This window comes from Primorskyibacter flagellatus (assembly GCF_048268605.1).
In the GTDB taxonomy this organism is placed as follows: domain Bacteria; phylum Pseudomonadota; class Alphaproteobacteria; order Rhodobacterales; family Rhodobacteraceae; genus Primorskyibacter; species Primorskyibacter flagellatus.
Window position 1 is genome coordinate 18,133 of the sequence record NZ_JBLWVF010000010.1, and the last position, 25,374, is coordinate 43,506.

The 25,374-nt window shown below is 60.7% G+C and carries 22 protein-coding genes, 1 tRNA gene, 1 pseudogene and 1 riboswitch; of the genes and pseudogenes, 15 read left to right on the forward strand and 9 right to left on the reverse strand.

Annotation, left to right across the window (positions count from 1 at the left end):
- Positions 1 to 4: 4 nt before the first annotated feature.
- The 10 genes and pseudogenes from ACN0WV_RS12095 (at position 5) to ACN0WV_RS12135 (ending at position 9,895) form a co-directional block, all read left to right on the forward strand.
- Positions 5 to 1,903 carry a nitric oxide reductase activation protein NorD gene (locus ACN0WV_RS12095; RefSeq protein WP_417606062.1) on the forward strand — a complete coding sequence of 633 codons (1,899 nt, stop codon included), beginning with the start codon at positions 5 to 7 and terminating at the stop codon, positions 1,901 to 1,903.
- Position 1,904: 1 nt separating this feature from the next.
- Positions 1,905 to 2,081: a hypothetical protein gene (locus ACN0WV_RS12100; RefSeq protein WP_417606064.1), complete on the forward strand. Its 177-nt coding sequence runs from the start codon at positions 1,905 to 1,907 to the stop codon at positions 2,079 to 2,081.
- A 337-nt stretch (positions 2,082 to 2,418) separates the two neighbouring features.
- Positions 2,419 to 2,567: pseudogene (locus tag ACN0WV_RS19530) on the forward strand (IS481 family transposase); the annotation flags it as partial.
- Positions 2,568 to 2,573: 6 nt separating this feature from the next.
- Positions 2,574 to 3,029 (forward strand): DUF2271 domain-containing protein, encoded by a 456-nt coding sequence (locus ACN0WV_RS12105; RefSeq protein WP_417606066.1) that lies wholly within the window; start codon positions 2,574 to 2,576, stop codon positions 3,027 to 3,029.
- Positions 3,010 to 3,990: an FAD:protein FMN transferase gene (locus ACN0WV_RS12110; RefSeq protein WP_417606068.1), complete on the forward strand. Its 981-nt coding sequence runs from the start codon at positions 3,010 to 3,012 to the stop codon at positions 3,988 to 3,990. The genes ACN0WV_RS12105 and ACN0WV_RS12110 overlap by 20 nt, the downstream gene beginning before the upstream one ends.
- Before the next feature lie 368 nt (positions 3,991 to 4,358).
- Positions 4,359 to 6,263, forward strand: a complete 1,905-nt coding sequence (locus ACN0WV_RS12115) for a heavy metal translocating P-type ATPase (protein ID WP_417606222.1) — start codon at positions 4,359 to 4,361, stop codon at positions 6,261 to 6,263.
- A 93-nt stretch (positions 6,264 to 6,356) separates the two neighbouring features.
- Positions 6,357 to 7,577, forward strand: coding sequence for an HlyD family efflux transporter periplasmic adaptor subunit (locus ACN0WV_RS12120; RefSeq protein ID WP_417606070.1), 1,221 nt, complete (start codon positions 6,357 to 6,359; stop codon positions 7,575 to 7,577).
- A 20-nt stretch (positions 7,578 to 7,597) separates the two neighbouring features.
- Complete coding sequence (locus ACN0WV_RS12125) at positions 7,598 to 8,746, forward strand: FtsX-like permease family protein (RefSeq protein WP_417606072.1); 1,149 nt, start codon at positions 7,598 to 7,600, stop codon at positions 8,744 to 8,746.
- Between the two features lie 2 nt (positions 8,747 to 8,748).
- Positions 8,749 to 9,447, forward strand: coding sequence for an ATP-binding cassette domain-containing protein (locus ACN0WV_RS12130; RefSeq protein WP_417606074.1), 699 nt, complete (start codon positions 8,749 to 8,751; stop codon positions 9,445 to 9,447).
- A gap of 16 nt (positions 9,448 to 9,463) precedes the next feature.
- Positions 9,464 to 9,895, forward strand: coding sequence for a hypothetical protein (locus tag ACN0WV_RS12135; RefSeq protein WP_417606076.1), 432 nt, complete (start codon positions 9,464 to 9,466; stop codon positions 9,893 to 9,895).
- A gap of 409 nt (positions 9,896 to 10,304) precedes the next feature.
- Here ACN0WV_RS12135 and ACN0WV_RS12140 read toward each other — a convergent pair whose 3' ends face one another.
- The 6 genes from ACN0WV_RS12140 to ACN0WV_RS12165 all read right to left on the reverse strand — a co-directional run bounded on the left by ACN0WV_RS12140 (position 10,305) and on the right by ACN0WV_RS12165 (position 14,444).
- Positions 10,305 to 10,709: an AAA family ATPase gene (locus tag ACN0WV_RS12140; RefSeq protein WP_417606078.1), complete on the reverse strand. Its 405-nt coding sequence runs from the start codon at positions 10,707 to 10,709 to the stop codon at positions 10,305 to 10,307.
- Positions 10,710 to 11,315: 606 nt separating this feature from the next.
- Positions 11,316 to 11,726, reverse strand: coding sequence for a hypothetical protein (locus ACN0WV_RS12145; RefSeq protein WP_417606079.1), 411 nt, complete (start codon positions 11,724 to 11,726; stop codon positions 11,316 to 11,318).
- Between the two features lie 176 nt (positions 11,727 to 11,902).
- On the reverse strand, positions 11,903 to 12,211 hold the full coding sequence (locus ACN0WV_RS12150) for a hypothetical protein (RefSeq protein WP_417606080.1): 309 nt from the start codon (positions 12,209 to 12,211) through the stop codon (positions 11,903 to 11,905).
- An 82-nt stretch (positions 12,212 to 12,293) separates the two neighbouring features.
- A complete protein-coding gene (locus tag ACN0WV_RS12155) occupies positions 12,294 to 12,470 on the reverse strand; it encodes a hypothetical protein (protein WP_412780814.1) in 177 nt (58 codons plus the stop codon).
- Between the two features lie 181 nt (positions 12,471 to 12,651).
- Positions 12,652 to 12,727 (reverse strand) — tRNA-Thr (locus ACN0WV_RS12160).
- A 52-nt stretch (positions 12,728 to 12,779) separates the two neighbouring features.
- Positions 12,780 to 14,444: an ABC transporter permease gene (locus ACN0WV_RS12165; protein WP_417606081.1), complete on the reverse strand. Its 1,665-nt coding sequence runs from the start codon at positions 14,442 to 14,444 to the stop codon at positions 12,780 to 12,782.
- An 85-nt stretch (positions 14,445 to 14,529) separates the two neighbouring features.
- Here ACN0WV_RS12165 and ACN0WV_RS12170 point away from each other — a divergent pair, with 85 nt between their 5' ends.
- A complete protein-coding gene (locus ACN0WV_RS12170) occupies positions 14,530 to 15,411 on the forward strand; it encodes a hypothetical protein (RefSeq protein ID WP_417606083.1) in 882 nt (293 codons plus the stop codon).
- Between the two features lie 219 nt (positions 15,412 to 15,630).
- Here ACN0WV_RS12170 and ACN0WV_RS12175 read toward each other — a convergent pair whose 3' ends face one another.
- Together ACN0WV_RS12175 and ACN0WV_RS12180 are read right to left on the reverse strand one after the other, a co-directional pair.
- Complete coding sequence (locus ACN0WV_RS12175; RefSeq protein ID WP_417606084.1) at positions 15,631 to 16,344, reverse strand: glutathione S-transferase N-terminal domain-containing protein; 714 nt, start codon at positions 16,342 to 16,344, stop codon at positions 15,631 to 15,633.
- Positions 16,345 to 16,367: 23 nt separating this feature from the next.
- Positions 16,368 to 17,291: an alpha/beta hydrolase gene (locus tag ACN0WV_RS12180; RefSeq protein WP_084353296.1), complete on the reverse strand. Its 924-nt coding sequence runs from the start codon at positions 17,289 to 17,291 to the stop codon at positions 16,368 to 16,370.
- A gap of 113 nt (positions 17,292 to 17,404) precedes the next feature.
- Positions 17,405 to 17,481, forward strand: a riboswitch (SAM riboswitch).
- Positions 17,482 to 17,549: 68 nt separating this feature from the next.
- Here ACN0WV_RS12180 and metZ point away from each other — a divergent pair.
- From metZ to ACN0WV_RS12200, 4 genes are all read left to right on the forward strand, one after another.
- The gene (gene metZ, locus ACN0WV_RS12185) at positions 17,550 to 18,731 is read left to right on the forward strand and encodes an O-succinylhomoserine sulfhydrylase (protein WP_417606086.1); all 1,182 of its coding nucleotides are present in this window, start codon (positions 17,550 to 17,552) and stop codon (positions 18,729 to 18,731) included.
- Between the two features lie 161 nt (positions 18,732 to 18,892).
- On the forward strand, positions 18,893 to 19,984 hold the full coding sequence (gene folE2, locus ACN0WV_RS12190) for a GTP cyclohydrolase FolE2 (protein WP_417606087.1): 1,092 nt from the start codon (positions 18,893 to 18,895) through the stop codon (positions 19,982 to 19,984).
- A gap of 124 nt (positions 19,985 to 20,108) precedes the next feature.
- The gene (locus tag ACN0WV_RS12195) at positions 20,109 to 20,339 is read left to right on the forward strand and encodes a hypothetical protein (RefSeq protein WP_417606089.1); all 231 of its coding nucleotides are present in this window, start codon (positions 20,109 to 20,111) and stop codon (positions 20,337 to 20,339) included.
- 52 nt (positions 20,340 to 20,391) lie between these two features.
- Positions 20,392 to 21,840 carry a TrkH family potassium uptake protein gene (locus ACN0WV_RS12200; RefSeq protein ID WP_084353298.1) on the forward strand — a complete coding sequence of 483 codons (1,449 nt, stop codon included), beginning with the start codon at positions 20,392 to 20,394 and terminating at the stop codon, positions 21,838 to 21,840.
- A 119-nt stretch (positions 21,841 to 21,959) separates the two neighbouring features.
- Here ACN0WV_RS12200 and ACN0WV_RS12205 read toward each other — a convergent pair whose 3' ends face one another.
- A complete protein-coding gene (locus tag ACN0WV_RS12205) occupies positions 21,960 to 25,133 on the reverse strand; it encodes a valine--tRNA ligase (protein ID WP_417606090.1) in 3,174 nt (1,057 codons plus the stop codon).
- Positions 25,134 to 25,374: the final 241 nt, after the last annotated feature.

Consider the following 25,374-nt stretch of genomic DNA (forward strand, 5'->3'; position numbering starts at 1 on the left):
CAGCATGGCACTGCGTCCCCTCGACCTGCTGGATCCGGAAGAGACAGTCGGCAACATCTGGCACGACTATGCCGTCGGGATCGGTGCAGATTCCACATATCCGGATGCGGCCGCCGAACTCGCCGGAATCCGCCCCAGTCTGACGATGATTTTCCGTGCCCTTGGCGGTGAACCTCGGGTGGAATTCAGCGAATCCCCGGCCATAGTGGCCCGTCACCGGCGGCCTCACATTCGTAAGCTCGCGACCGAGCGTGACAAGCACTGTCTGCCGGTGTTTGACGGCGAACGCCTGCGGCTGCCACCGGTGATCGACGTGTTTCCCGATCACGCGCTCAATCGGGCGGCTTACTTCTGGCTGACGGGAATGGCCGCGCTCTACGATCCCGACACGCTGGACCGTGAGGCGCTGAAAGGCGCGGCACGTGATTTCTGGATGATCCGCACCAACGCCGCCACTGCACGACGGGTACATACCCAATGTCCGGGATTGCGCCAAAGCTATTCCGCGATGGTGGCCCATACACTCGCCACGCGCCCGCGGGTTCGTTTGCCCGCCGCCGAACTGGCGGTGGAGACCGCATTGCGAACGGCGCTTGGCGGTGGTGCGCTGCCTGATGCGAATGATCCAGAGCGGGTCCGTGGGCACATGCCTTTTGCGCCAGTCCCGTTCTGGCTGGACTTTCGGCATCCTGAGACCGGTGATGCCGTGGATGATCCGCAGGAAGACATGGCAGACATGCCCGCCGCTTTGGCCACATCCACCCGCAAGATGGGGTTTCGCAAAGAGCAGGATCAGACCAACCGCACCGACAGTTTCATCCTGCACCGGTTCGAATCGATCCTGTCATGGGTCGAATCGATGAACCTCAATCGTTCGATTCACGACGATGACGAAGAAAACGCACAAAAGGCGGCCGAGGATCAGGACAACATCACTCTGTCCAAGAACAACCGCCGCGCCGCGACACGGCTGCGGCTGCATCTTGATCTGTCACCGGCGGACGCGGATCACGAACGCCTGGCCGGCAAGTTCACGTATCCCGAGTGGAACCACCGCTCGCGCAGCTATATGGCGGATCACTGCCGGGTGCTGGAGGTCGATGCTGAACCCGATTCCACAGATGCATTCGTGCCCGACAGAAAAAGCATGGAGGCCGTTCGCCGCCAGTTCGAGGTACTGCGCCCCCGGCGCATCCTGCAACCCCGCCAGATCGACGGCAACGAACTCGACCTTGATGCGGCCATCGCGGCGCATATTGACCTGAAGGCATCGGGTCGCTGTGACGATCGGGTCTTTCAATCGTCACGTCAGACCCAGCGGGATCTGACGGTGGCCTTCCTGATCGACACGTCACGTTCGACCGAAACTGCCGTGGGAGATACCTGCGTGATCGACGTGGCGCGCGATGCGCTGGCCGCTCTTGCGGGGGGCATTGATGCGGCGGGTGATCGGCTGGGTATCTGGGGGTTCTCGTCGCTCAAGCGGGATAGGGTTTTCGTAACGCGCTGCAAAAGGTTCGACCAGGAAATGAGCCCCGAGATCACCGAAAACATCTGCGCTTTGCGGCCCGGCCATTACACCCGGCTGGGTGCAGCTATCCGGCACGTCAGCGCGCAACTGGCCGAGGAAACGGCGGCGCGCAAGTTGCTGATCGTGCTGACCGACGGCAAGCCGAACGATCTGGACCACTATGAGGGCCAGCACGGTATTGAGGACAGCCACATGGCAGTAGCCGAGGCCCGGCGGATTGGTCAGAAGGTTCACGGGATCATTATCGACGAAGATGGACAGGATTGGTTCGCGCGGATCTTCGGGCGCGGCGGATTTCATCTGCTGCCCCGGCCAGACCGGCTGATCCGCGTCCTGCCAGAGATTTACCGCACCCTGACACAGGAGAGCTGATATGCTCAGAACGACAATTGCCGTTGCGACGTTGTTTCCCGCTTTGGCGCAGGCAGAAGCTTTCACCCGGCCAATTCCGCAACCACAATCGGCGACGGCGGAATGGTGGTTTCTTGCGGCGTCGATCGCATTCCTCGTCGCGTTGCTAGCGGTGCATCTGCTGGTCCGACGCCGATGAAAAGCGCGACTTGGGGTGTCGGGGCGCTCACAATCCTCCTCTATCCTTTTGGGGCAGGGGCGGCGGCAATCAATCTCTTCATGGCTGGACTGATCGGGCCCTGGGTCGGTCTTCCTGTATTGTCACCCCGACTTGCGCTTTGGGGTGGCGTCTTGCTGGGCGTGCCGCTGACTTGGTTATTTGCGCGCCATATCCGAACGCTCATGGACAGAGCCGATGCGCGAAAGCCGAGTGCGTCGACTAAGTAGTTGGAAGTTATTCTTCAGTTACAGTACCTTAGTTGTTTTAACCCACAGTTTGGTGCTGCGATCTTTTCTCCGGAGTGGAAGGAAGCATTATGGGACAAGTTCGTCACGGGAGAGCGCCACGACAACGCACGCCGTCAGAACTGCAATACAGCGATCGAAAGCTTCATTCGCGGAGCTGATCCGGGAGCAGGGCATCAACTCCAAGACCGCTGCGAAATGGCGGAAGCGGGCAACGGTCTAGGATATGAAGACTGGGCCGACGCTCCCCGGCCTCGCCATGGCACGGCCGGTGACACTCACCACGACCCTCAACAATTATGGCGGCGACGGAGCCTATCTCGCGCTCTACGTCACCGACGCCTCGAGCGCCTATGTCGGCAGCCTCTGGATGGCTGGCGGCAAATCGAAATACTATGAGCATCTGAGCGACTGGTTACGCGCCTGGCAGGAAACGGGCCTTCTGACCCGTCTGGTCACAGCGGTCTCGCGCGGGGCAAATCCTCACTATGTGCAGGGCGCGCTACGCGGCGACGCTGATCAGGTCGCGCAACTCATCCGCGACGGGGCCCGCGTGATGGTTTGCGGTGGACGCGACATGGCGGCGGGCGTGGCGGATGCGCTGGCAGAGATCCTAGCGCCGACTGGGCTCACGCCTGCGGTGTTGAAGGCGGAGGGGCGATATGTCGAAGATGTCTACTGAAATGGTGCGCCACGCTCTGAATGGCCCGACCATGGGCACGCGCTGGTCGGCGCTCTTCTTCGCGCCGAATGGCTTCGACCCGAGCCCGGTTCACGCCGCACTGCAGGCTTCTGTCGACGAGGTCGATGACCAGATGTCCACGTGGAAGCCGGACAGCGATCTGATGCGCCTGAACGCAGCCCCTGTTGGCACGCAGGTGATGGTGCCGGATCGTCTGAGAGAGGTTCTTCGTCTCGGGCTTGAGATCGGTCGTGCCTCGGGCGGGGCCTTCGACATCGGCATGGGGGACGCGGTGACGGCTTGGGGCTTCGGGCCGGAGGCCGCCGCGCCCGAGGGCATCAGCGCTGCAATGGCCGCCACGCGCCGCCCGGCGCATGAGGTTCTGGGGATCGACGGCGACCAAGTGCGCAAGTCCTCGCCTATCGCGCTCGATCTCAACGGCATCGCCAAGGGTTATGGGGTCGACCGGCTGGCCGAGACCTTGCGCGACCACGGGATCGCGGGCGCCCTCGTCGGGATCGACGGTGAAATGCGCGCGCTCGGCCTTCGGCCGGACGGAAAGGCGTGGACCATTGCGGTGGAAGCGCCTGACCCCGACCGCCGCACGCCCCATTCGATCCTTGCGCTCCAGGATGCCGCCGTCGCAACCTCCGGCGATTACCGCCACTGGGTCGAGGTGCAGGGGCGACGCCTGTCGCACACGATGGATCCGAAGCGCGGCGCGCCGCTGATCGCTTCGCCAGCCTCCGTCACCGTGGTGGCCCGCACCTGTGCGGAGGCCGACGCTTGGGCGACAGCACTTATGGTTCTTGGCCCCGACGCGGGCGCGGCACTCGCAAGAAAACGCGGGCTCGACGCCCTGTTCCTCCTGCGCAATGATGACCGCAGCACAAGGGGCGTGGGAGTTGGACGACTTTTTCCCGAAGAGTCAGCGGCAATCGCCTCAGCAGAGGGGAGATGAGCCACGTGGAAACAACCCCTACCGATCGCTTCAAGAGTGCGCGTGAAGATGCGGAAAGTCGCCGTTCTTCAGGAATGCCACTTCTGGCGATGTTAAATAAGGGTTCAGTAGGGAATTGCGATGCGGATAACGGCCTGAACATCCGATCGCCCGTTTTCCGTTATGGGCCTGCCGGACCCGCGTCAGGGAAACTCTTACCATATGCGCCGCCACGCATCCTCGCGAACCAATGTGGTCTTCGTGGCTGCGCACCCCGTGCCACAACGTTTACTGGTAGCCGGGTGACCGATCATGATAGCTGACCCTTATATTCTTGTTCCAGCATTCGGGTAGATATTGTGAAAAAGCTGTTCGCTGCAGATCGTGCGATGGTGTTGACGGGCCTGACGGTCCTCGGGATGCTTCTGGCGGCTCTCGCTCTCTGGCCACTGCGGGACATCGCAGCCCAACGCGTTTCCATGGTCGGTCTGCTGCTCGTGTATCTGGCCGGGGGGGTGCCTGCGGCGTGGCGGGCGCTTGTGGCCCTGTGGAAAGACCGCATTCTGGATATTGATTTGCTGATGGTTGTCGCGGCCATTGCGGCCGCAGCCGTTGGCGCACCCTTTGAGGGTGCGGTGCTGCTGACGCTGTTCAGCGTTTCGACAACCCTGGAAGAGCGCGCACTCGGACGCGCGCGCCGCGCTGTCGAGGCCCTGATGGCGCTGCGCCCCGCGACCGCCTTGCGAAAGGCAACCGACGGCACGATCATGGAAATTCCCGCCGCCGATCTGAAGGTCGATGACATCTTCGTTCTGCGGCCGGGCGCGCGCGTGCCCACCGACGGGGTGATCACTGCCGGGCGTGGCGCGCTGGACGAGGCGAATATCACTGGTGAATCCATGCCCGTCAGCAAGCAGCGGGGCGCAAAGGTGTTCGAGGCAACGGTCAACCTTGACGGAGTGCTGGAAGTCGCTGTTACGAAAACGGTCGAGGAAAGCACTGTCGCGCGGATGATCGCTCTGGTGACCGAAGCGCAGGCGGAAAAGGCGCCGTCCGAGCGTTTCAGCGAATGGTTTGGACAGCGGTATACGATTGCGGTTCTACTCGGCGCCATTCTCGCCTTTGCCGTCTTCATCTGGCTTGAGAATGACTGGCACGAGGCGCTTTATCGCGCGGCAGTGCTGCTGGTGGCGGCAAGCCCCTGCGCCATCGTGATTTCGGTTCCCGCCGCAATTCTGACCGCACTCTCGGCGGCGGCACGGGGGGGCGTGCTGTTCAAAGGAGGGGCTGCGCTCGAAACGCTCGCCGCGGTCGATACCTTTGCTTTCGATAAGACCGGCACGCTGACCACAGGCAAGGCAGCGGTCACCAAGGTCGTTGCGCTTGATGGCAATGAGGAGAAATTCCTGTCCCTTCTGGCCGGCCTCGAAGCCCATTCGGAACACCATAGCGGCGCGGCGATCCGGCAGGAAGCGGCCGATCGCGGGATCACGCAAGCCGAGGTCGAGAATGTCGTCGCGCTTCCAAGCGAGGGTATCACCGGCGACAGGGCAGGCGAAACCTTATGGGCCGGCAATCCGCGCATGGCGGCGCGGATGGGGGCCGGGATCGACCATCCGTCCCTAACGGCGCTGGCCGAGGACACGCAGACGGTCATCTACTTTGGCCAGGATTCCAGACTACTCGGTGCGGTCAGCCTCGCGGATCAGACCCGCCCAAGCTCCAGACCCGCCCTTGCGGCGCTTCGCGAGAGCGGCGTTACGAAGATCCTCATGATGACGGGCGATAGAAGGCCGGTCGCCTTGCGCATAGGCCGCGAACTCGGCTTCCAACCCGACGAGATCCACGCCGACATGCTTCCCGAGGACAAACTGCGTATGATCGGCGCGCTGGCGGCCGAGGGCAGGGTCGCTTTTGTCGGAGACGGGGTCAATGACGCGGCGGCGCTCGCGCGGGCCGATGTGGGAATCGCGATGGGCGCGGCGGGGTCGGACGTAGCACTTCAGGCAGCGGACGTTGCGCTTTTGTCGGAAGACATGGGACAGCTTGCGGAGGCACATCGGCTGGCGCGCCGGACCGCCACCATCATCCGTCAGAACCTGATCTTTGCCATGGGCGCCATGGCCGTACTTGTCACTGGCGGGCTGTTCTTCGATCTGCCCTTGCCTTTGGCAGTAATCGGCCATGAAGGGGGTACGGTTCTTGTTGTACTCAATGGCCTGCGGTTACTCCGCACGCCCCGTCGGAGCAGCGAAACGAGAATGCCCGCGAATGTGGAAGCGGTCGCCTCTTGAAAGTTCAGGAGGCGCTCCCGCAGCGGCGCGGCCGGTGTGGCGACGCTGGGCGCAGCTGAACATCTCGAAACCACGGAGAAAAGGCCCCTTGGAATGACACAACCTGCCGAAACCGATTTGCCGCTTCTTGTCGATGCACCCTCCGAGGACGTTTCGGGCAGGCGCAGTCGGTTCCGCAAGCGGTATTTTCTGGTGTTTCTAATCCCGGTCTTATTGTTCACGGGCGCGGTCATCGGTCTCTACTTCCAGCCCCCCGCCTTGCAGAAATTCTATGCGCTGACCGGCCTGCAGCCGGGCGCAGGGGCTGGTGCGCCGATCGCGCTGCCAGCGGGCATGGAAATGCCGCAAGATATGGTCGAAACAATGCTGCCCACCGATGTCGTCGGTCTGGCACGGGTGATGCCGCGCGGCGATGTGGCTTTCGTGGCCGCACCTTACGGCGCGAGCGATGCACGGGTCGCAGAAATTCTTGTCGCCGTCGGGGATCGCGTGGAGCGCGGAGCGCAACTTGCCTACCTCGACAACCGGGCGGCGCTGGAAAGCGCCGTTTTCTTGGCGCAGGCCAATCTCGCCGTGCGACACGCAAGCCTTCTGCAGACGCGCAGCGCCGTGCAGGCCAGCAGGGATGAGGCGCAAGCCACACTGGACCAGGCCCGTGGCACGTCCCGCGAAGCGCAGGCGACCCTCGCGCGCACCGAAGAGCTTGTCGCCCGCGGTGTGTCGACCAGCGTCACGCTCGACGCTGCCCGCACCGCGGCTCAGGAGGCTGCGCTGGCGGTCACGCGCGCGGAAGTCACGCTTGCCCGGTTTTCGTCCGCCGAGATTGACGACCAGCCAGATGTCGTCGTCGCGGCCCGCAACGTGGAGGCGGCCGAGGCCGAGCTTGGGCGGGTGGAACGCGACCTGGCACGCGGGATTGTCGTTGCCCCGATCACGGGGACGATCCTCGACATCCACGTCACGCCCGGACAGCGTCCGCCGGCCGAGGGAGTCATGGAGATGGGGGATATCGGCCAGATGACGGCCGAGATGGAAGTCTACCAGGACCGGATCGCCGCCGTTCAGCCAGGCCAACCTGTCGAGCTTGTGGCGAACGCCATTGGGCGCACCCTGCACGGAACGGTAGAGAGCATCGGCCTGACGGTGGGAAGGCAAGGGCTGATGTCGGACGACGTGGCGGCGAATACCGATGCCCGGGTGATCAGGGTCGTGGTGGCACTTGACCCGCCGTCGTCCGAGATCGCCGCGCGGTTCACCAACCTTGAAGTCATCGCCCGGATCGACACCGGCGCGGGCAAGCGGGTCGCCCAATGACCCGACTTCTCGCGCGGCTATTGGGCCGGTTGCCCATTGGATGGCTACAACTTGTCCACCAGCGCGGGCGGTTCGCCGCCGCGTTGTCAGGTGTGGCCTTTGCGAATGTCCTGGTTTTCGTCCAACTTGGGCTCATGAGCTCCATGAGCGTTTCCACACAGCGTCCTTACGAACTCTTCCATGTAGACGTCATGATCTCCGCGGGCAATGCAAACACGCTGACCGGCGGCAGCAATGTCGCCCGGCAATGGATGCTTCAGGCCCTTGCAGATCCGGATGTTGTCGATGGCATGGGCCTTTTCGTCGCGAATGTGCCGTGGGACCGCGGCGAGACCGACATAAGCCTGACGACCTTCGGCATCGATCCATTCCGCCCGCAATTCGTCGCGCCCGAGATCGCCGCCGACATCAATGTGCTGCAGGTTCAAGGCGCAGCCTTGCTCGACCGGCTTGCCCGAGGCCTCCCGCGAGAGGAGGCTGCAGCGATCCGCCTGCAGACGCCGCTGTCCTTTGAAACCCAAGGCCGGACCCTGACCGTTTACGGCACCTTTGCAGGGGGGGGAGGGTTCGGCGGAGACGGATATCTGCTGGTGTCCGATCAGACCCTTCTTTCGCTTTTTCCGGCGCGCCGCTCCGGCGCCCCCGATCACATCCTGTTGCGGCTGACGCCGGGGGCACAGCCCGACGAGGTAGTAATCCGCCTGAGAAAAATGATCGCCGATCCGACTTTGCGGATTCGCAGCTATTCCGATGCGATGGCCGAAGAGGTGCAGTTTCAGCAGACCCAGCGGCCCACTGGCGTGATCTTCGGCTTCGGCGTGCTGATTGGTGTACTCGTGGGGATCGTGATCGTCTTTCAAGTCCTGTCCGCAGATGTTGCCGATCATCTGCGGGAATACGCGACCTTCAAGGCGATGGGTTATGGACAGAGCTTCTTTTTGGGCGTCGTTGTCGAGGAGGCTGTCATCCTCGGCGTTCTCGGCTTTATCCCCGGCGTCCTCGCCGGTTGGGGCATCCTGACGTTGATGGCCAAGGTGACGACTTTACCCCTGTTCATCTCGTTGGGGATGGCGGTCACCGTCTTCGTCGGCACTGTCGTGTTTTCGGCTCTGTCCGGGGTGATCGCCACTCGGAGGCTTGCATCGGCCGACCCGGCGGATCTGTTCTGAACATGGCAGGCGATGACATCTCCGTGCAGGCCAGCGCCCTGAACCACTGGTTCGGAGCTGGCGAGGCGCGCAAACAGGCGTTGTTCAATATCAACCTGCACATCAGGCGCGGCAGTTTCATCGCGATGGTTGGCCCCTCGGGGTCTGGCAAGACCACGCTCCTGACCCTGCTGGGCTGCCTTCGCGAAGTCCAGGAAGGATCCGTCATCCTGCTGGGTCAGGAACTGCGCCATGCGACTCCCGCGCAGAACGTCCGGCTGCGACGTCGCCTCGGGTTTATCTTTCAGGCCCATAACCTTCACGAAAGTCTCACGGCACGCCAGAATGTGCTGATGGGTTTGCAGGTGAAAGGACACCTGAATCAGGTCTTGTCTGACAAGGCTGCGGCCCATCTCCTGACCCTTCTGGGGCTTGCAGACCGGCTAGATTACTTGCCCGCGAACCTGTCGGGCGGACAGAAGCAACGCGTGGCGATCGGCCGGGCCCTTGTCGGCAATCCTGATGTCGTTCTGGCGGACGAGCCGACCGCCGCGCTTGATTGGGAAACGGCCGCCAAGGTGGTCGACCTTTTGAAACGGCTGGGGCAAGCGCGCGGCACAACCACTTTGATGGTGACGCACGACAATCGCATCCTCGATCGCGCGGACCGTATCCTGACGCTGGAGGATGGCCGTCTTGTCGGGGACGAAGACCGAACATAGGAAAAGGACTTAAATCATGACGGCGCATCCATCTTCTAGCTGGCCATTAAGGGTCGCTGCAACCGTAGCGGTCGTATTTGGCCTTCTGACTATCGTATCCGGCGGGACAGCGCTCTTTGGGGGCTCCGCCGCGGAGGCCGCAGCAGGAGATGCGGTGCCCTTCGTCCTGTGGTTCAACTTCCTGTCGGGGTTTGCATACGTTCTTGCCGGCATCGGGATCGCCATGGGTCGCCGTTGGGCGGTCATGCTTTCCATAGGTCTGGCGGCGACGATCGCAGCGGTGTTCGCTCTCTTCGGCCTGTACATTTTCCAAGGCGCAGCGTTCGAGATGCGCACGGTTGGTGCCATGAGCCTTCGGCTGATTGTCTGGATCTCTATCGCTGTGGTAGCACATCGGCACATTACTTCACGCAAAGCCGGAGATCGGGTGGATGACGCTTCCCGCTGACGGCATAACGATATTTCAAAGTCGTGGTGGCGAAGTGCGAGTAGATGGTTCGAGCATCAACGGTAGGTTCCAGAGTTCCAAAAAAATCAATGGCTTAGGGTGGAGAGGGTTCGACGGGGGTCCCTTTCCCTCCGCCACTTGCCCCTAAACAACGGTTCTCCCGATCCGGCTGCGGCCGGATCTTTTCGTTGTGTTCGAAGGTTATGCGTGTGGGGCTGAGCACCGGCCCGTGGGGAGGAATACTCAGAAGCGGTCTCTCAGGGGCGATATTCTCCGGACCTATCGACTGCGCTCAATCAGTGTAGAGGCCGTAACCACTTGAAAGTATGAAGACAGTTCATAGCGCCACCTGAACACTTCGATGCCAGTGGCGTTTGAGGAAGGAACCGAGTTCCAACTTGTTCCAGTTCTATTCGGCATGCCTCGTCGACAACAAGAACCGACATGGCCGGATTCGTCCTCCGTGAGGGGAAAGAACCACCGCAGGCCGGGGTTTATTCGGGGCCTCCGCATCCTCGTTCACTTCAAGCCGGTCGAGCGCATAAATGATGCTGTGGATCGTCTTGGCTCCCACATCCATCCCGGTGGCCTGCGCAACCTTGTTCCCGACGATCCTAGCTGCGCGTCCCGTCGGTGCCGATAGCGCGCAGGAGAGCTTCATATCCGCTACGATCTCGACGGGCCTCCCGATCGTCGTTGTCTTGCCGGTTCCGGCGCTTCCTGCGAGGATGAAAACGTCGGCGGCATCGTCTTCGAGGAACTGTCGGACTGCTTCGACGGCTTTGGATTGTTCCAGTGTGAGTTCGATTTGCATTTGTGCTGCCTGCAAGATGAGACTACGGCGCGCACGCATGCTCCTCCGACACTGACGTGGGCAAGTGTATGATGCAATGAAGTTTTTCGACGTTTCCGAGGACCTTTGGCTGAAGGGCGAGGCAAGAATCCCCGCGTTCCGACTTCTGGAGGATATTCGCTGCCTGCAAGCAACACCGAGATGTGCGCGACGTTGGCCTGCCAGAGCCCAAACGAAAGCCGCTCGAGGAGTCTGGCACAAGCGCTGGAAGAACGAGGCAGTCAGGCTCTCGATGACACTGTTTGGCGGCTCGAAGTGCGTGACGAAGGACTTTTCCGTGACCGCGGTCACGGAATCGGTATCCACTTGTTTTGTTGGTATCTTCCGGTAACCTTGGTGTCAAACTGAGGACTACTTTTGAAATCTCAGCTGTGGGAGTTCAATCATGCTGGGTAAATTGAGGGCATAGCTATAGCAAGCATTTATAGAAACGGCGAAGATGCGTTCGGGACCAGACTGAATAGAGCCGCGATCAGGCCGACAGACGCTAAGCTCGATTGCGAATTTGAAGAGTCTGCCGATCGCCATCGGGGACATGCGATCCTACTCGCTCTCGGAGCTGCGGCTTTATTTGCTTGGGCACTTTTTGCAGCCGAGGAGACGACCGGCTTCGCTGTCGGGCTCACCGGCGCACTCCTTTTGCTTTTCATTTGTGCGCGGAAAGGACGCAAGGCGCAGGAAAGCCGGACCAAGTGCGAAGAGTACAGGGTGCGTCGTAGGCAACTCGAGAGCCTGTGCGACGAGGACGATCCGAGCACGATCGACCGCGGAATCAGGGATCTTCGCGAGACAAACCTTGCACCGCATCTGAGGCAGCTCGCCGAGATCTGGATGCCAGCGATCGAGACGAGATTGGAAGAAGCGCGACGGTTCAGAGAACTCGAGTGGAATCGCTTGGAGAAAATTCGCCGCCGCGAAGCAGTTACCATATCTAGCTTTCGATTTAGATGGAATAACAAGAATCGCGGAATAAAGCATGAACATCTGAGGTGAGCCAAGAGTCCGTTGCGCCACCGATAGGTTCGAAGGTCGGGCTGTCTTGGCAGCTGCCTTGCGGATGACGGTGAACGGGCGGATTGTCTTGGAGTTGTGCTGAAATGCAGCTGCACTTGCGCTTGGAATAACGCAGCGCGGCACGAACTCAACCGTGGCCGTCAGTTTGGGCTGCTACTAAAGTGTTCCGACTGTTTTTGCCAGTCCACCGGAAATGGCTCAAGCAGCCGAATCAACGCCAATTCGGGCACCTGCGTCCCATCCAGAATCGCCTCGACGACGTCCGGAGCCAGCAGGGTCAGGCGCAGAATACGGGTCATGTAGGATAGCGCGATCCCCTCGCGCTCGGCCAGTTCAGCGATGGTTGTGAACTCGCCCGACTCCAGCAACCTCTTCCAGCGGAACGCTCGCGCCAGCGCCTTGATCAGCGTATTGTCGGACTTGCGTTGGCTAGATGTCCCATTCGGCATCTGCATCTCCTTTCGGCCGCCGCGCTTCACGAGGCAGAACGAGATGTGCACTGTCACCGTTTTTGGGACTGGTTTCGCGCGGTCATGCTCCCGCTCCAACATCGGCCATCATTTCCTGCGTCAGTGCGGTCAGGCCGTCCATCCGGAGACGGACATTCAGGCCATCGGTGCCGATGCCGATCCGCTCGACCAGCAGCGCTAGGATGCGTGCCTGCTCAGCGGGGAAGGGTTCATCCCAGAGCGCGTCGAGTTGGGACACTGTCCGATTTTCGGGAGTAGCTCAGTTCTCCGCCTTTATGCTGGAAACGCTGCTTAGCTAAGGCGAATGACATCAGACACCAAGGCTAGTATGCCAAAAACCGAAGGGTGGATATTTGGGGGGATATTTTCGTGAGAGGTTACGAAATACCTCTAAAATTCATATACTTAATATATATGTATGGTGCCCCCACACGGACTCGAACCGCGGACCTACTGATTACAAATCAGTTGCTCTACCAGCTGAGCTATAGGGGCACTGACGGGACCAATAATGCGGGTTTGGCGGGGCTGCAAGTACTTTTACGCGTCATTTGTTGGCCCGTGCCAGCAACCCCACAGCGCAGAGGCCGACCAGGATCACCAGCAGGGCGGCGGGGCTCGCATCGCCCAGGTTTTCAAGGCTTGCCTGCTCGTGGACGCGGGTTGCCAGAGTGTCATAGTTGAAGGGGCGCAGCAGCAATGTCGCCGGCAGTTCCTTGACGCAATCGACGAAGACCAGCAGCAGGGCAGACGCGACGGAAGCGCGAATCAGCGGAACATAGACGGCCCCCAGAACCTGCGCGTTATTGCGTCCCAGTGACCGCGCCGCCAGGGCCAGGTTGGGCGAGACCCTGCCCATCGCCGCATCTGCCGCGCCTTGGGCGATGGCGAAAAACCGAACGCAATAGGCGAGAATCAGTGCGAAGGCAGATCCGGTCATCACCAAGCCGATGTCGCGACCCGTCAGTGTCTCGACCGTATCGGCCAGCGCATGGTCTGCCAGCGCCAGTGGGATCAGGATGCCGACGCCCAGCACGGCACCGGGGGCGGCATAGCCGATGGTCGTGACGGGCAGCAGCAGCCGTGGCAAGGATCGTCCGGACAGGCGCACACTGTAGACCAGAAACAACCCCGCCAGCACCGTGAAGAATGCCGCAAGCCCTCCCACGGTGAGCGTGTTGAGCGTGGCGCGGATCAGCGCCGGATTTCGCCATTCTTCCGCATTGGCCAGAGCATGTGACAGGATGACCGCAGTTGGCAGGACAAACCCCATCAGAAACGGAACGAGGCAGGCTGCAAGCGCCAGAAACCCGTGAATGCCAGTCAGTTGAGCCCGCGCGACGGGCCGAAAGCGGGTCGACAAGTTAAAAAACCGCAGCTTGCGCCGCGACACCTTTTCCAGCGTCACGAGGATAATCACAAGCGCCAGAACCACGCTGGCGATCTGGGCCGCACCGCCGGCATTGTTGCTTTCCAGCCAGACGCTGAAAATGCCCGTGGTCAGGGTTTGCACGGCAAAGTAATCGACCGTGCCGAAATCGTTGACGGTTTCCATCATCACGATGGCCACGCCGGCAGCGATGGCCGGACGCGCCATTGGCAGTCCCACGCGCCAGAAGCGTTTCAAAGCACCTGCGCCCAAAGACTGTGCGACCTCTTCGGCGCTGCCGGACTGTTCGCGAAAGGCGGCCCGCGTCAGCAGGTAGACATAAGGATATAGCGCCGCCGCCAGAACGATGATCGCGGCACCCGTGCTGCGTATCTGCGGGAACCAGTAATCTCGCGTGGTTTGCCAACCCATCAACTCGCGCAGCGCGGTTTGCACCGGTCCCGCATATTCCAGAAAGTCGACCAAGGCATAGGCACCGACATAAGCGGGGATCGCCAATGGCAACAGCAGCAACCATTCCAGCCAGCGCCGCCCGACAAAATCATAGCGCGCGACCAGCCACGCCGCCCCGGTGCCGACCATTGCAGTCAGAAGCCCGACGGACAGCATCAACACCAAGGTGTTGGAGACATAGCGGGGCAGGGTGGTCGACAGCAGGTGTGGCCAGATGTTATCGGTCGGGAAGGCCGCGATCCACAACACGGCCAGAATCGGGGTCAGCACGATCGCCGCGATCAGGACCGCGCCAAACGACCACGGATTGAAAAAGCGGCTGCGCACGGGGCGGGCCGAAGCTCTGTCAGCGGAATTGGCGAAGGTCATCGGAGGGAGTCTCGATAAGCGGTTTCAACGTCCGGCAAACAGCTTATAGTGCAGCGCGCAGGCAATCGAAAGACCGACAGGCAAAATGCGAGTAATCCTCCATCCCGGTGCGCATTGCACCGATGAAGGCAGGCTGGTCAAATGCCTGCTGACGAATGTCGATAGATTTCTGCCGCGCGGTGTGGTGATCCCGTCACCGAGCCGCTATCGGCATCTCTTGCCGACGGTTCTCAACAAACTCGAAGATGCCGATGCCGCCGAAGACGCCCGCGATGTGATGTTCGACCTGCTGATCGACGAAGAGCCTGACAGCGTTGAACGGGTTCTGCTGAGCCACGAAAACCTGTTTTGCGTGCCCAAGCTGGCGCTTTCCGGCGGACGGTTCTATCGCAAGGCGGAACGCCGGCTGGAAACGATGACGCGTCTGTTTTACGGCGATCAGGTGGAGTTGTTTCTGGCGATGCGTAACCCGGCAAGCTTTCTGCCCGCTCTGTTCCACGCATCGCCGTTCGAGGCGCTGGTCGAACTGACCGGCGGGTTCGATGCACAGCATTTCCGGTGGTCCGATCTGATCGAACGTATCCGAAATACCTTGCCAGACATGCCCATTACGGTTTGGTGCAACGAAGACAGCCCATTGATCTGGGCCGAAATCATCCGCGCAATGGCCGGTTTCCAACCCAACGAAAAGATTACTGGCGGGTTCACCCTGTTGGCCGAAATAATGAGCCAGAAGGGCATGAAAAGATTTCGCAATTATCTGGCGGATCATCCGGATATCGGCGAAGAGGAGAAGCGCTTGGTGATGGTGGCTTTTCTTGAAGAATTTGCCATCGAAGGGGCGCTTGAAGAAGAGCTTGACCTGCCGGGATGGACCGATGCGCTGGTTGAGAAACTGACCGAGATTTACGAGCATGACGCCATTCAAATAGCGCGCATGCCCGGTGTCAGGTTTCTGGCACCCTAGAATATTGCCGAGGACACGCCCGGTCGCGCGTCAGAAACAGGCGAAGGGTTCGTCACCCGGACGCGCCAGAAATCGGGACAGCATGGACGGATCTTCGGACCTAACCGCCCGCCTGATCGCGATGGAACTTTCCGGTGCGGGCGCGTTATCCGAAGCGACAGGCAAAGCGCACGGCGCATCGGGCCGCGCGCCAGGGATTGCCTGTCCAAAACAAACCCGTCACTTCTGGCCGAAAAGAACCTTCTGAGACTCGCGCTTTTCGTCGTCGTCCTGCTTGGCATCGCGCAGGTCTGCATGCAACCCTTGTCCCTGTTGCACAGCAGGCCGACTGCCCACCGTTTCCAACCAGCGGGCGAGGTGGGGTTTGTCGTCCAGCGTCTGTTGCTGACCCTCCCACAGCGACGCCCAAGGCCAGATCGCCATATCCGCGATGCTGTAATCGGACCCTGCCACAAATTCATTTTCGGACAGTTGCTTGTTCAGCACTTGGTAAAGCCGCCTGGTTTCGTTGCGATAGCGGTCCTGCGCGTAGGGAAGCTCTTGTGGCGGCTCCATGCTGGGGGCGTATTTCAGGAAATGATGCGCCTGACCCGCCATCGGACCCAGACCGCCCATCTGCCACATCAACCACTGATCGACGGCAACACGGGCGCGTTCATCTGCGCCGCAGAACGTGCCGGTCTTGCGGGCCAGGTATTGCAGGATGGCACCGGATTCGAAGATCGAGATCGGCGCCCCATCCGGCCCGTCGGGATCCGTGATCGCGGGCATGCGATTGTTGGGCGCGATTTTCAGGAAATCCGGGTCAAACTGGTCGCCCTTGCCGATATTGATCAGGTGGGTCTGATACGGCAGCCCCATTTCTTCCAGCGCGATGGAAACCTTCCACCCGTTCGGCGTGGGCCAGTAATACAGGTCGATTGAAGCGGTCATTGCATCCTCCGTTTGGGGACGCATCATGTGGTTTGTCGCGGGAAGGGCAAGGGCAGACGTATCGGGAAGGGTTGAAAAAGCCGTGACCAATGCGGATCTGCGGTCTGGGGAAGGTATGCGCGCAATGTCGCGAGCGGCAGCGCCTCGGGGCTGCGCAGCAATGCGCGGTACAGCGGAAACACCCCGCCGCGCAGGTAGGGTGACCAATGACAGACGCGTCGGACCGGAGGCGCGATGCGATAGCCAAGACTTTCCAGCGCGTCCAGCGTAGCGGGCTGGTCCAGTTGCAGGTTCAGCATGTTGGCGGCGTTCAGCCCATGTCCCAAGGCCCGATCGCCGGGGGTGTGCGGACGGATCGCGGTTTCAAAGAGCAGGTCGAACAAGTCGTTCTCGCGCGTGGTGACGTTGACGATCTCGCTTGTGTCCGGCAGGTTCTCCGTCTCGGAAATGTAGGCAGCCCCGGCCATCAGGATCATACGGCCGATCTGCCCCCGGCGGACATGCCGCAGCGCGCGCAATGCGACACGCGCCCCAAGCGAATGCGCGAAGAACTGGATTGGCCGTGCGGGATCAAGCGAGGCGATGTCATCGACCAACCGGGCGAGTGCGCGGCCCGCAACCTCTGCGTCGTGATAGCCCTGACGAAACCCGTTGCGGGCCTGCCAGCCGAAGCCAACCGACAGGCCTTCCTGCGGATCGTTGCGGCCAAAGCCAAGGTGGCGCGGCCAGCTGATGGTGCGCGGTCCGCGCGAGCGAGGTTTCAGGGACAGAAGCGATCCATGTGGACAATGCCGGGCATGACCGGGCGCATAGCGGTAGCCATGGATCGAAATGATCACCGGGCCGAGGTCGGCTTCAAGGGCGCGCGCAAGGTCCGGGCGCGGGCAGTTTGCCGTGCTGTGAATCAGCGGGCGGTCTTCATGGGCAGTAACGCTCAAATGGGTCATTTCAGGCCTCCACTACATCTTGTGGGCAGCAGCTAACCCCGACATACGACACATCCGTGAAACCTGCGTTAAGCCTGCGTGACGGCCTTGACCTGTTGCGCAACGGCACTTAAACGCCTCTGCGTGGCGATTTGTTACCGGATTGTGGGCCACGTAAAATATGCCGCTAAAAGGTCAGGATGAAGGAGACCCCTTTCGCTTGGCCGCGTCTGGGGTTTTTTCATGGGCGGCGCAGCGGTGCCGCAAAAGGACAGGACAATGACACGATCACGCAGAACGCGCACAAACCTCGTGCATGGCGGCACCCGTCGCAGCCAGTATAACGAGGTCAGCGAAGCGATCTTTCTGACGCAAGGGTTTGTCTATGACAGCGCCGAGGATGCGGAAGCGCGGTTCATCAAGGCAGGTGACGACGAGTTTATCTATGCGCGGTATGGCAATCCCACAGTGCGGATGTTCGAAGAACGCATCGCGCTTCTGGAAGGTGCCGAGGATGCCTTTGCCACGGCCAGCGGCATGGCGGCCGTCAATGGTGCGCTGACAAGCATGCTGCAAGCCGGCGATCACCTTGTGTCGGCGCGCGCGCTGTTCGGGTCATGCCTTTATATCGTGGACGACATCCTCACCCGCTTCGGGGTCGAGGCCACATTGGTGGATGGCACTGATCTGGACCAGTGGCGCGCGGCGATCCGTCCCGACACCAAGGCGGTGTTCTTCGAATCGATGTCCAACCCGACGCTGGAAATCATCGACATCGCGGCGGTGTCGGAACTGGCCCATGCGGTCGGCGCGCTTGTGGTGGTCGACAACGTCTTCGCCACGCCGGTCTACTCGCGCGCACTGGATCTGGGTGCGGACGTGGTGATCTATTCGGGGACCAAGCATATTGACGGGCAGGGCCGGACGCTGGGCGGGGTGATCCTCGGCAGCAAGGAATACATCCGCAAGACAGTTGAACCCTACATGAAACACACCGGCGGCTCGATGTCGCCATTCACCGCCTGGGTCATGCTCAAGGGATTGGAAACCATCGACCTGCGGGTGCGGGCGCAGACGCAGAGTGCTGGCGCCATTGCAGAGGCGCTTCAAAATCATCCAAAGCTGGCAGGCGTGGTCTATCCCGGACATGCCTCGCATCCGCAATACGATCTGGTGCAAAGCCAGATGGGTGCGGGCGGCACCATGCTGGCCATCGAGTTGAAGGGCGGGCAGGAGGAGAGCTTTCGGCTGCTCAATGCGTTGGAGATCATCATAATCTCCAACAACCTTGGCGATGCAAAATCTATCGTGACCCATCCCGCGACGACGACTCATCAACGATTGACCGAGGAACAGCGTGCCGAACTGGGGATCAGCCGGGGATTGATTCGTCTTTCCGTGGGAATCGAAGACCCGCAGGATTTGATTGACGATCTGTTGCAAGCGTTGGAGGCAGTCTGACCGACACCGCGCGGGGCTATTACCGCTGTATCAGTCCCCGCTGAAAAGACCGGGTTTGAAATGTGTGACATAGTCTGATTAAAAAAAGTTTACTTAAAGGAATTGGAAATCCGGTCTCATAACGCCTAAGTAGATGGGGCAACACTCCGAAAGGTGGTGACATGAACGTGCACCTGTCCGACGTCCCGACTGATCTGACCCGCGAAGAGGCACAGGCCGCGCTGGCCGCACTGCGCCTTTGGGCGGCCAATGCATCGAAGGAAGATCTTTCTTCGATGGACCCGGCCGTTGCCCGGCTGATTGGCGAGGCAGACCAGCCGCAGATGTCCAATCTCTACCCTCAGGATTTTGTCGTCGATGAAGCCTACAAAGCCAGCCTGCCGGATCTGCAAAACGGCCCTGCGGCGCTGATTCGTGGTGCCAAACGTGCGATCCAGCATGTCGGGATTTCCAATTTTCGCCTGCCTTTGCGTTACCACACGCGCGACAACGGCGATTTGACGCTGGAAACAAGTGTCACTGGAACCGTCAGTCTGGAGGCCGACAAGAAGGGTATCAATATGAGCCGCATCATGCGGTCCTTCTATGGCCACGCGGAAAAAACCTTCAGTTTCGAGGTGATCGAAGCGGCGCTTGACGATTACAAGACTGACCTTGAGAGCTTTGACGCGCGCATTCAGATGCGGTTCAGCTTTCCCGTGAAGATAGAAAGCCTTCGGTCCGGACTGTCCGGCTATCAATATTACGATCTGGCGCTGGAACTGGTTGAACGTGACGGCGTACGCAACAAGATCATGCATCTCGATTATCTCTATTCGTCGACCTGTCCCTGTTCGCTGGAGCTTAGCGAACATGCCCGGCGCGCCCGTGGACAGCTTGCGACACCCCATTCGCAACGCTCCGTGGCGCGGATTTCGGTTGATGTGCGGAAAGGCGATTGTCTGTGGTTCGAGGATTTGATCGACATGTGCCGCCGCGCCGTGCCCACCGAAACGCAGGTGATGGTCAAACGTGAGGATGAACAGGCATTCGCTGAACTCAACGCCGCCAATCCGATCTTTGTCGAGGATGCGGCACGGCTGTTTGCAGAGCAGCTGACGGCGGATGCGCGGATTGGTGACTATCGGGTGATTGCCAGCCATCAGGAAAGCCTGCACAGCCACGATGCTGTCTCGATCCTGACAGAAGGCGAAACCTTCAAGGCCGACAGCCTGGATCCGAAATTGTTCAACACACTGTTCCACGTCGGTTAAGACAATCTGATGCTGCAATGCAGCAACAGATTGCCTCTGATCCTGCCGGGATGCGGGATCAAGACCGATTTCATGCTATATTGATCAGCATGGGAGGAAACCAAATCTAACGAAGAGGTTTCCAATGCCGACACCGCAAACTCTCAGTATCAAATTCATGTCTCCGCAACTGCGGAATGCCCTCGACCTCTTTCTTGCCGCTGCAGGGCAGGGGTTCAACGGCTATATCGAACGGCGCGCGCGCATGACGGAACTGGCGCGGCTTGATGCGAAGTCAAACGAAGAACTGTCGCGCATGGGGCTGCGGCGCGACGATATCCCACGCTATGTTTTTCGTGACCTTATCGGCGCTTGAACGGCACGCCGGTGCTTGACTTCCCCGCGGGCCGCAGCCAACGCTGCGGTCCATGTTTGACGTCCGTCCGGTCCTTTATGTCATCGGCCTCCTTGTGGTGGCGCTCGGCCTGACCATGCTGCTGCCGATGCTGGTGGACATGGCCGAGGGCCGTGGCCAATGGCCAGTTTTCGCGGAAAGCGCGATGCTGACGGTATTCGTGGGCGGGCTGACGGCGCTGGCCTGTGCCAACGGCGTGCGCGAAGGGCTGTCAATTCAGCAGACATTCTTGCTGGCGACCGGGGTCTGGGTGACGCTGCCATTATTCGGTGCCATTCCCTTTGTGCTGGGCGAGACGGAGGCGCGTTTCGTCGATGCCCTGTTCGAGGCGATGTCCGGACTGACCACCACCGGATCCACGGTGTTCACCGGGCTGGATACACTGCCCAAAGGCTTGTTGTTGTGGCGCGGCTTGCTGCAATGGCTGGGCGGGATCGGGATCATCGTTGTGGCGATGGTTTTCCTGCCAGAGCTCAAGGTCGGCGGTATGCAGATCTTCCGTTCGGAAGCGTTTGAAACAATGGGAAAAATTCTTCCGCGCGCGACCGAGATCGCATCACAAATTTCGGTGGTCTATGTCTCGCTGACGCTGCTTTGTGCGCTGTGCTACCTTGTGCTGGGAATGAACGCATTTGATGCCTCTGTGCACGCGCTGACCACCGTATCCACCGGTGGCTTCGCCAATTATGACGCATCTTTCGGGGTATTTACCGGCCCCATGGAATATGTGGCGTCGATCTTCATGGTGATGGCCGCCCTCCCGTTCGTGCGCTACGTGCAGATGCTGAATGGCCATACCGGCGCGATGCACAGAGACGCGCAGGCGCGTGGCTTCTTCTTCGTGATCCTTGCGCTGGTGCTGGTCGCGAGCGGCGTACTGATGTCGATTTTTCCGCATCACTGGGAACAGGCCTTCCGCGAAGCATTGTTCAATATCACCTCGATCATCTCGGGCACCGGCTATTCCAGCGTCGACTACATGACCTGGGGGCCGTTCCTGATTGCGATGTTTTTCTTCATCGGCCTGATCGGCGGGTGTGCCGGTTCAACCGCCTGTTCGGTAAAGATTTTCCGCTACCAGATCCTGATTGCCTCGATCCGCACACAGATGCGCAAAATCCGGTCGCCCCACGCGATCGTTCTGCCGCGCTATGACGGGCGAACGGTGGGCGAGGATGTGCTCAACTCGGTGATGTCGTTTTTTGTGATCTTTGTCGTGTCGTTGGGACTGACCTCTGTTGCGCTGGGGATGACCGGGTTGGATTTCGTGACGTCGGTGTCGGGAGCGGCCACGGCGTTGGCGAATATCGGTCCGGGTCTGGGGGACATCATTGGTCCGGCAGGTAATTTCGCGACGCTGAACGATGTCGCCAAATGGGTGCTGATCCTCGCCATGCTGGCGGGGCGGTTGGAGCTTTTGGTGGTGTTTGTTCTGTTCACGGCGCGATTCTGGCGGGGGTGAGCGCGCATTCATCGGCTTCTGCACTATGCAGCAATGTCGGATTTTGAGTATTTTTGCCAAGAAGAAGTGAGGGGGCGATCATCCGCCGCCCCCGTTTTATTTCAATGCCTTAGGCGCTGTCAGAGTTCGTTGAGGCGGGCGAGCGCGGATTTGAGTGTGGCCTCCTCCTCTTCGCGCTGCGCGACGTTGCCTCGGGTTTCCTCGACCACCTCATCGGGGGCGCTGGCGAGGAATTTCGGGTTGTTCAGCCGCCCCTTCATGCCACCGATTTCCTTGGCAAGTTTGCCCAGGGTTTTTTCCAGCCGGGCCTTTTCGGCATCGACGTCGATGATGTCGGCAAGGGGGATCCCGAAGACGGCACCTTCGGCTGGGACCACGGCGCAACCCTTTGGAAAGGCGCTGACTTTCGTCAGGCTTTCGACGCGCGCCAGACGCTTTATCAGGGCCTCGTTATTGTTCCACGCGGCTTGTCCGGCGGCGTCGAGATGGCTTGCCAGGAGCGTGACATGCAGGCCTGCGGGGACGTTCATCTGCGCGCGGGCAGAGCGGATGCCTTCGATGAGCGAGATCACCCAGTTCATCTCTCGGTCAGCGTTTTGATCAACCAGTTCAGAGGCTTGCCATTCCGGCCAGTCTGCGTGGACAAGCATGCCGCTGCGCGGGGTCAGCGTGGCCCAAAGCTCTTCGGTGATATAGGGCATGATCGGGTGCAGCATGACCAGACACTGATCCAGTACCCAGGCCATCGTGGCGCGGGTTTCTGAAACGATTTCAGCATCTTCCGAGTCGAAGAGCGGTTTGGAAAACTCCACATACCAGTCGCAGACCTTGCCCCAGACAAACACATAGAGCGCGTTGGCGGCGTCGTTGAACCGGTAGTTGCCCAAAGCCTCATCCACGGCTTCGCGCACCTTGGCGGTTTCGCCGACAATCCAGCGGTTGACCGTGTGGGAGTTTGAGGGCTTTTGCCCCTTTTGTACGTCCGAATTGTACATATCGTAGACATGGTTCATTTCGGCGAAGCGGCAGGCGTTCCACAGCTTGGTGGTGAAGTTCCGGTAGCCGGCGATCCGCTGGGTCGAGAGCTTCAGATCGCGGCCCATCGCGGCCATCGCCGTGAGGGTGAAGCGTACCGCATCGGCGCCGTATTCGTCGATCAGGTCCAGCGGGTCGAGGACGTTGCCCAGCGACTTCGACATCTTCTTGCCCTTCTCGTCGCGGACAAGCGCGTGGACATAGACCGTATCGAAGGGTTTTTCGCCAACAACCGCGTATTGCATCATCATCATCCGGGCGACCCAGAAGAAGATGATGTCAAATCCGGTGATCAGCACGGATGTGGGGAAGTATTTCTGCAACTCCGGCGTCTCTTCGGGCCAACCCAGCGTGCCGAGCGGCCAGAGACCGGAGGAAAACCAGGTGTCCAGCACATCGGGGTCGCGCCAGACCGGGTAGATCAGCCGGGTTGGATCTTGCGTCGATTCGTATTCGGCAAGGCTGGTGGCCAGCTCATGCACCGCTGTGGCGCGGTCGGCGACCTCGATAACGGTCGCGTGGTTCAGCGGTTGCGGAAGACCCGCCAGCACGTCGAGGAACTGCGCCTTGACCGCATTGAAATCATGCGCGGAATGCAGACGCTCGCTGCCCGGTGTGAGATGTTGCTGAAGCAGCAGGCGGCCCATTTCAACCAGGTCCAGCGCGCCGTCGCCTTCGTCATCGCGGAAACCTTCGGCCTCAAGGTCAAGCCCGTACCAGACCGGGATCTGGTGACCCCACCAAAGCTGGCGGGAAATGCACCACGGCTCGATATTCTCCAGCCAGTTGAAATACACCTTGCGGTCGGATTCGGGCAGGATGTCGGTGCCGCCACCCGCTTTGCCCTTGCGGACGGCGTCCAGCGCGGGATCGACGATCTTGGCGGTGTCGACAAACCACTGATCGGTCAGCATCGGCTCTATCACGACCTTGGACCGGTCACCGAACGGCTGCATGATGGGCTTGTTCTCGACGAAGGGGATCGTCGCGTCCCGGACTTGATCCGGGACCTCCTGGCCGTCCTCCGCCTGCGCATCGGGAACGTAGTCGGGGTTGGGACACATGACCGCCAGACCTTCGGCATTGATCGCGGCAACCACCTTGTCGCGCGCCTCGAACCGGTCCAGCCCGCGATACTCGTCCGGGACAAGGTTGATCGGCGTGGTATCGGTAGGGGCAGGGGTATCGCCGCTGGCGATTTGCGTCGCAAGCTCGGCCGCCTCGGCATAGGCCATCCCGTCGGCGCGCATTGCGCCCTTGGTGTCCATCAGCGGGTATAGCGGGATATTGTTGCGCACCGCGACAGCGTAGTCGTTGAAATCATGCGCGCCGGTGATCTTGACCGCGCCCGAACCGAACAGCGGGTCGGGATAGTCATCGGTGATGATCGGGATCAGACGGCGGTGTTCTTTCGGACCCACGGGGATTTCGCACAGCTTGCCGATGATCGGCTTATACCGCTCGTCCGAGGGGTGAACGGCCACCGCACCGTCGCCCAGCATGGTTTCGGGGCGTGTCGTGGCGATGGCGATATAGTTGCGTTCCTCTTCAAGGATGACGTTCCCGTCCTCGTCCTTTTCGATGTAGATATAGGTGGCCCCGCCCGCCAACGGGTATTTGAAGTGCCACATATGGCCCGGTGTGTCGATATTCTCGACCTCCAGGTCGGAAATCGCGGTCTCGAAATGCGGATCCCAGTTGACCAGTCGCTTGCCGCGATAGATCAACCCCTTGTTATACATGTCCACAAAAACCTTGATGACGGCATCGTGGAAATTGCCGCCCTGGCCCTCGGGGGCGCCCGGGGCACCGGACATGGTAAAGGCGTTGCGGTCCCAGTCACAGGACGCGCCAAGCCGCTTGAGCTGGTTGATGATCGTGCCGCCGGACTCCTGCTTCCAGTCCCAGACCTTTTCCAGAAATGCCTCGCGGCCCATTTCGCGGCGGGTAGGTTGCTGGTTCTTGGCCAGTTCGCGTTCAACCACCATCTGCGTGGCGATGCCGGCGTGGTCCTGACCGGGCTGCCAGAGGGTGTTAAAGCCGCGCATCCGGTGCCAGCGGACAAGGATATCCTGCAACGTGTTGTTGAAGGCATGGCCCATATGCAGTGACCCGGTCACGTTGGGTGGCGGGATCATGATGCAGAATGTCTCTTCGCGGCTGGCATTCGCGCCTGCGCGGAACGCGCCCGCATCTTCCCATGCCTCGTAGAGACGCGGTTCCGCCTCGCTCGCGTCGAAGGTCTTTTCCATCGCCATGTCAGTCTTCCCATCTGCTGGCGCGCCCCGGTGGGCCCGCATGTCGGCTGTTGCCATACCGTCTAGCGAATGGCCGCGGCAAGGGAAAGCCGGGGGGTGGCAATTTGATGTGTCGTCAGGAGGGGGAAGGTAGAGCAGCGACACCCCAGGGAGGAGGAGAGGAGTGCCGCCGCTCTCGTTACGGTTGACGCCAGGGAGGAGGAGAGGCGTCTTCCGAACTGTGCTGGGCCATTTGGGCCCG

What these genes read in the sequence shown, in the direction of transcription:
- ACN0WV_RS12105 (WP_417606066.1), top strand. Translation starts at nt 2,574, where the DNA reads ATGAAGACTGGGCCGACGCTCCCCGGCCTCGCCATGGCACGGCCGGTG.
- ACN0WV_RS12110 (WP_417606068.1), top strand. Translation starts at nt 3,010, where the DNA reads ATGTCGAAGATGTCTACTGAAATGGTGCGCCACGCTCTGAATGGCCCG.
- ACN0WV_RS12180 (WP_084353296.1), bottom strand. Translation starts at nt 17,291, where the DNA reads ATGACCCATTTGAGCGTTACTGCCCATGAAGACCGCCCGCTGATTCAC.
- ACN0WV_RS12175 (WP_417606084.1), bottom strand. Translation starts at nt 16,344, where the DNA reads ATGACCGCTTCAATCGACCTGTATTACTGGCCCACGCCGAACGGGTGG.
- ACN0WV_RS12115 (WP_417606222.1), top strand. Translation starts at nt 4,359, where the DNA reads ATGGTGTTGACGGGCCTGACGGTCCTCGGGATGCTTCTGGCGGCTCTC.
- ACN0WV_RS12200 (WP_084353298.1), top strand. Translation starts at nt 20,392, where the DNA reads ATGTTTGACGTCCGTCCGGTCCTTTATGTCATCGGCCTCCTTGTGGTG.
- ACN0WV_RS12140 (WP_417606078.1), bottom strand. Translation starts at nt 10,709, where the DNA reads ATGCAAATCGAACTCACACTGGAACAATCCAAAGCCGTCGAAGCAGTC.
- ACN0WV_RS12150 (WP_417606080.1), bottom strand. Translation starts at nt 12,211, where the DNA reads ATGCCGAATGGGACATCTAGCCAACGCAAGTCCGACAATACGCTGATC.
- metZ (WP_417606086.1), top strand. Translation starts at nt 17,550, where the DNA reads ATGACACGATCACGCAGAACGCGCACAAACCTCGTGCATGGCGGCACC.
- ACN0WV_RS12170 (WP_417606083.1), top strand. Translation starts at nt 14,530, where the DNA reads ATGCGAGTAATCCTCCATCCCGGTGCGCATTGCACCGATGAAGGCAGG.
- ACN0WV_RS12120 (WP_417606070.1), top strand. Translation starts at nt 6,357, where the DNA reads ATGACACAACCTGCCGAAACCGATTTGCCGCTTCTTGTCGATGCACCC.
- ACN0WV_RS12195 (WP_417606089.1), top strand. Translation starts at nt 20,109, where the DNA reads ATGCCGACACCGCAAACTCTCAGTATCAAATTCATGTCTCCGCAACTG.
- ACN0WV_RS12135 (WP_417606076.1), top strand. Translation starts at nt 9,464, where the DNA reads ATGACGGCGCATCCATCTTCTAGCTGGCCATTAAGGGTCGCTGCAACC.
- ACN0WV_RS12095 (WP_417606062.1), top strand. Translation starts at nt 5, where the DNA reads ATGGCACTGCGTCCCCTCGACCTGCTGGATCCGGAAGAGACAGTCGGC.
- ACN0WV_RS12100 (WP_417606064.1), top strand. Translation starts at nt 1,905, where the DNA reads ATGCTCAGAACGACAATTGCCGTTGCGACGTTGTTTCCCGCTTTGGCG.
- ACN0WV_RS12145 (WP_417606079.1), bottom strand. Translation starts at nt 11,726, where the DNA reads ATGCTTTATTCCGCGATTCTTGTTATTCCATCTAAATCGAAAGCTAGA.
- ACN0WV_RS12205 (WP_417606090.1), bottom strand. Translation starts at nt 25,133, where the DNA reads ATGGCGATGGAAAAGACCTTCGACGCGAGCGAGGCGGAACCGCGTCTC.
- ACN0WV_RS12165 (WP_417606081.1), bottom strand. Translation starts at nt 14,444, where the DNA reads ATGACCTTCGCCAATTCCGCTGACAGAGCTTCGGCCCGCCCCGTGCGC.
- ACN0WV_RS12130 (WP_417606074.1), top strand. Translation starts at nt 8,749, where the DNA reads ATGGCAGGCGATGACATCTCCGTGCAGGCCAGCGCCCTGAACCACTGG.
- folE2 (WP_417606087.1), top strand. Translation starts at nt 18,893, where the DNA reads ATGAACGTGCACCTGTCCGACGTCCCGACTGATCTGACCCGCGAAGAG.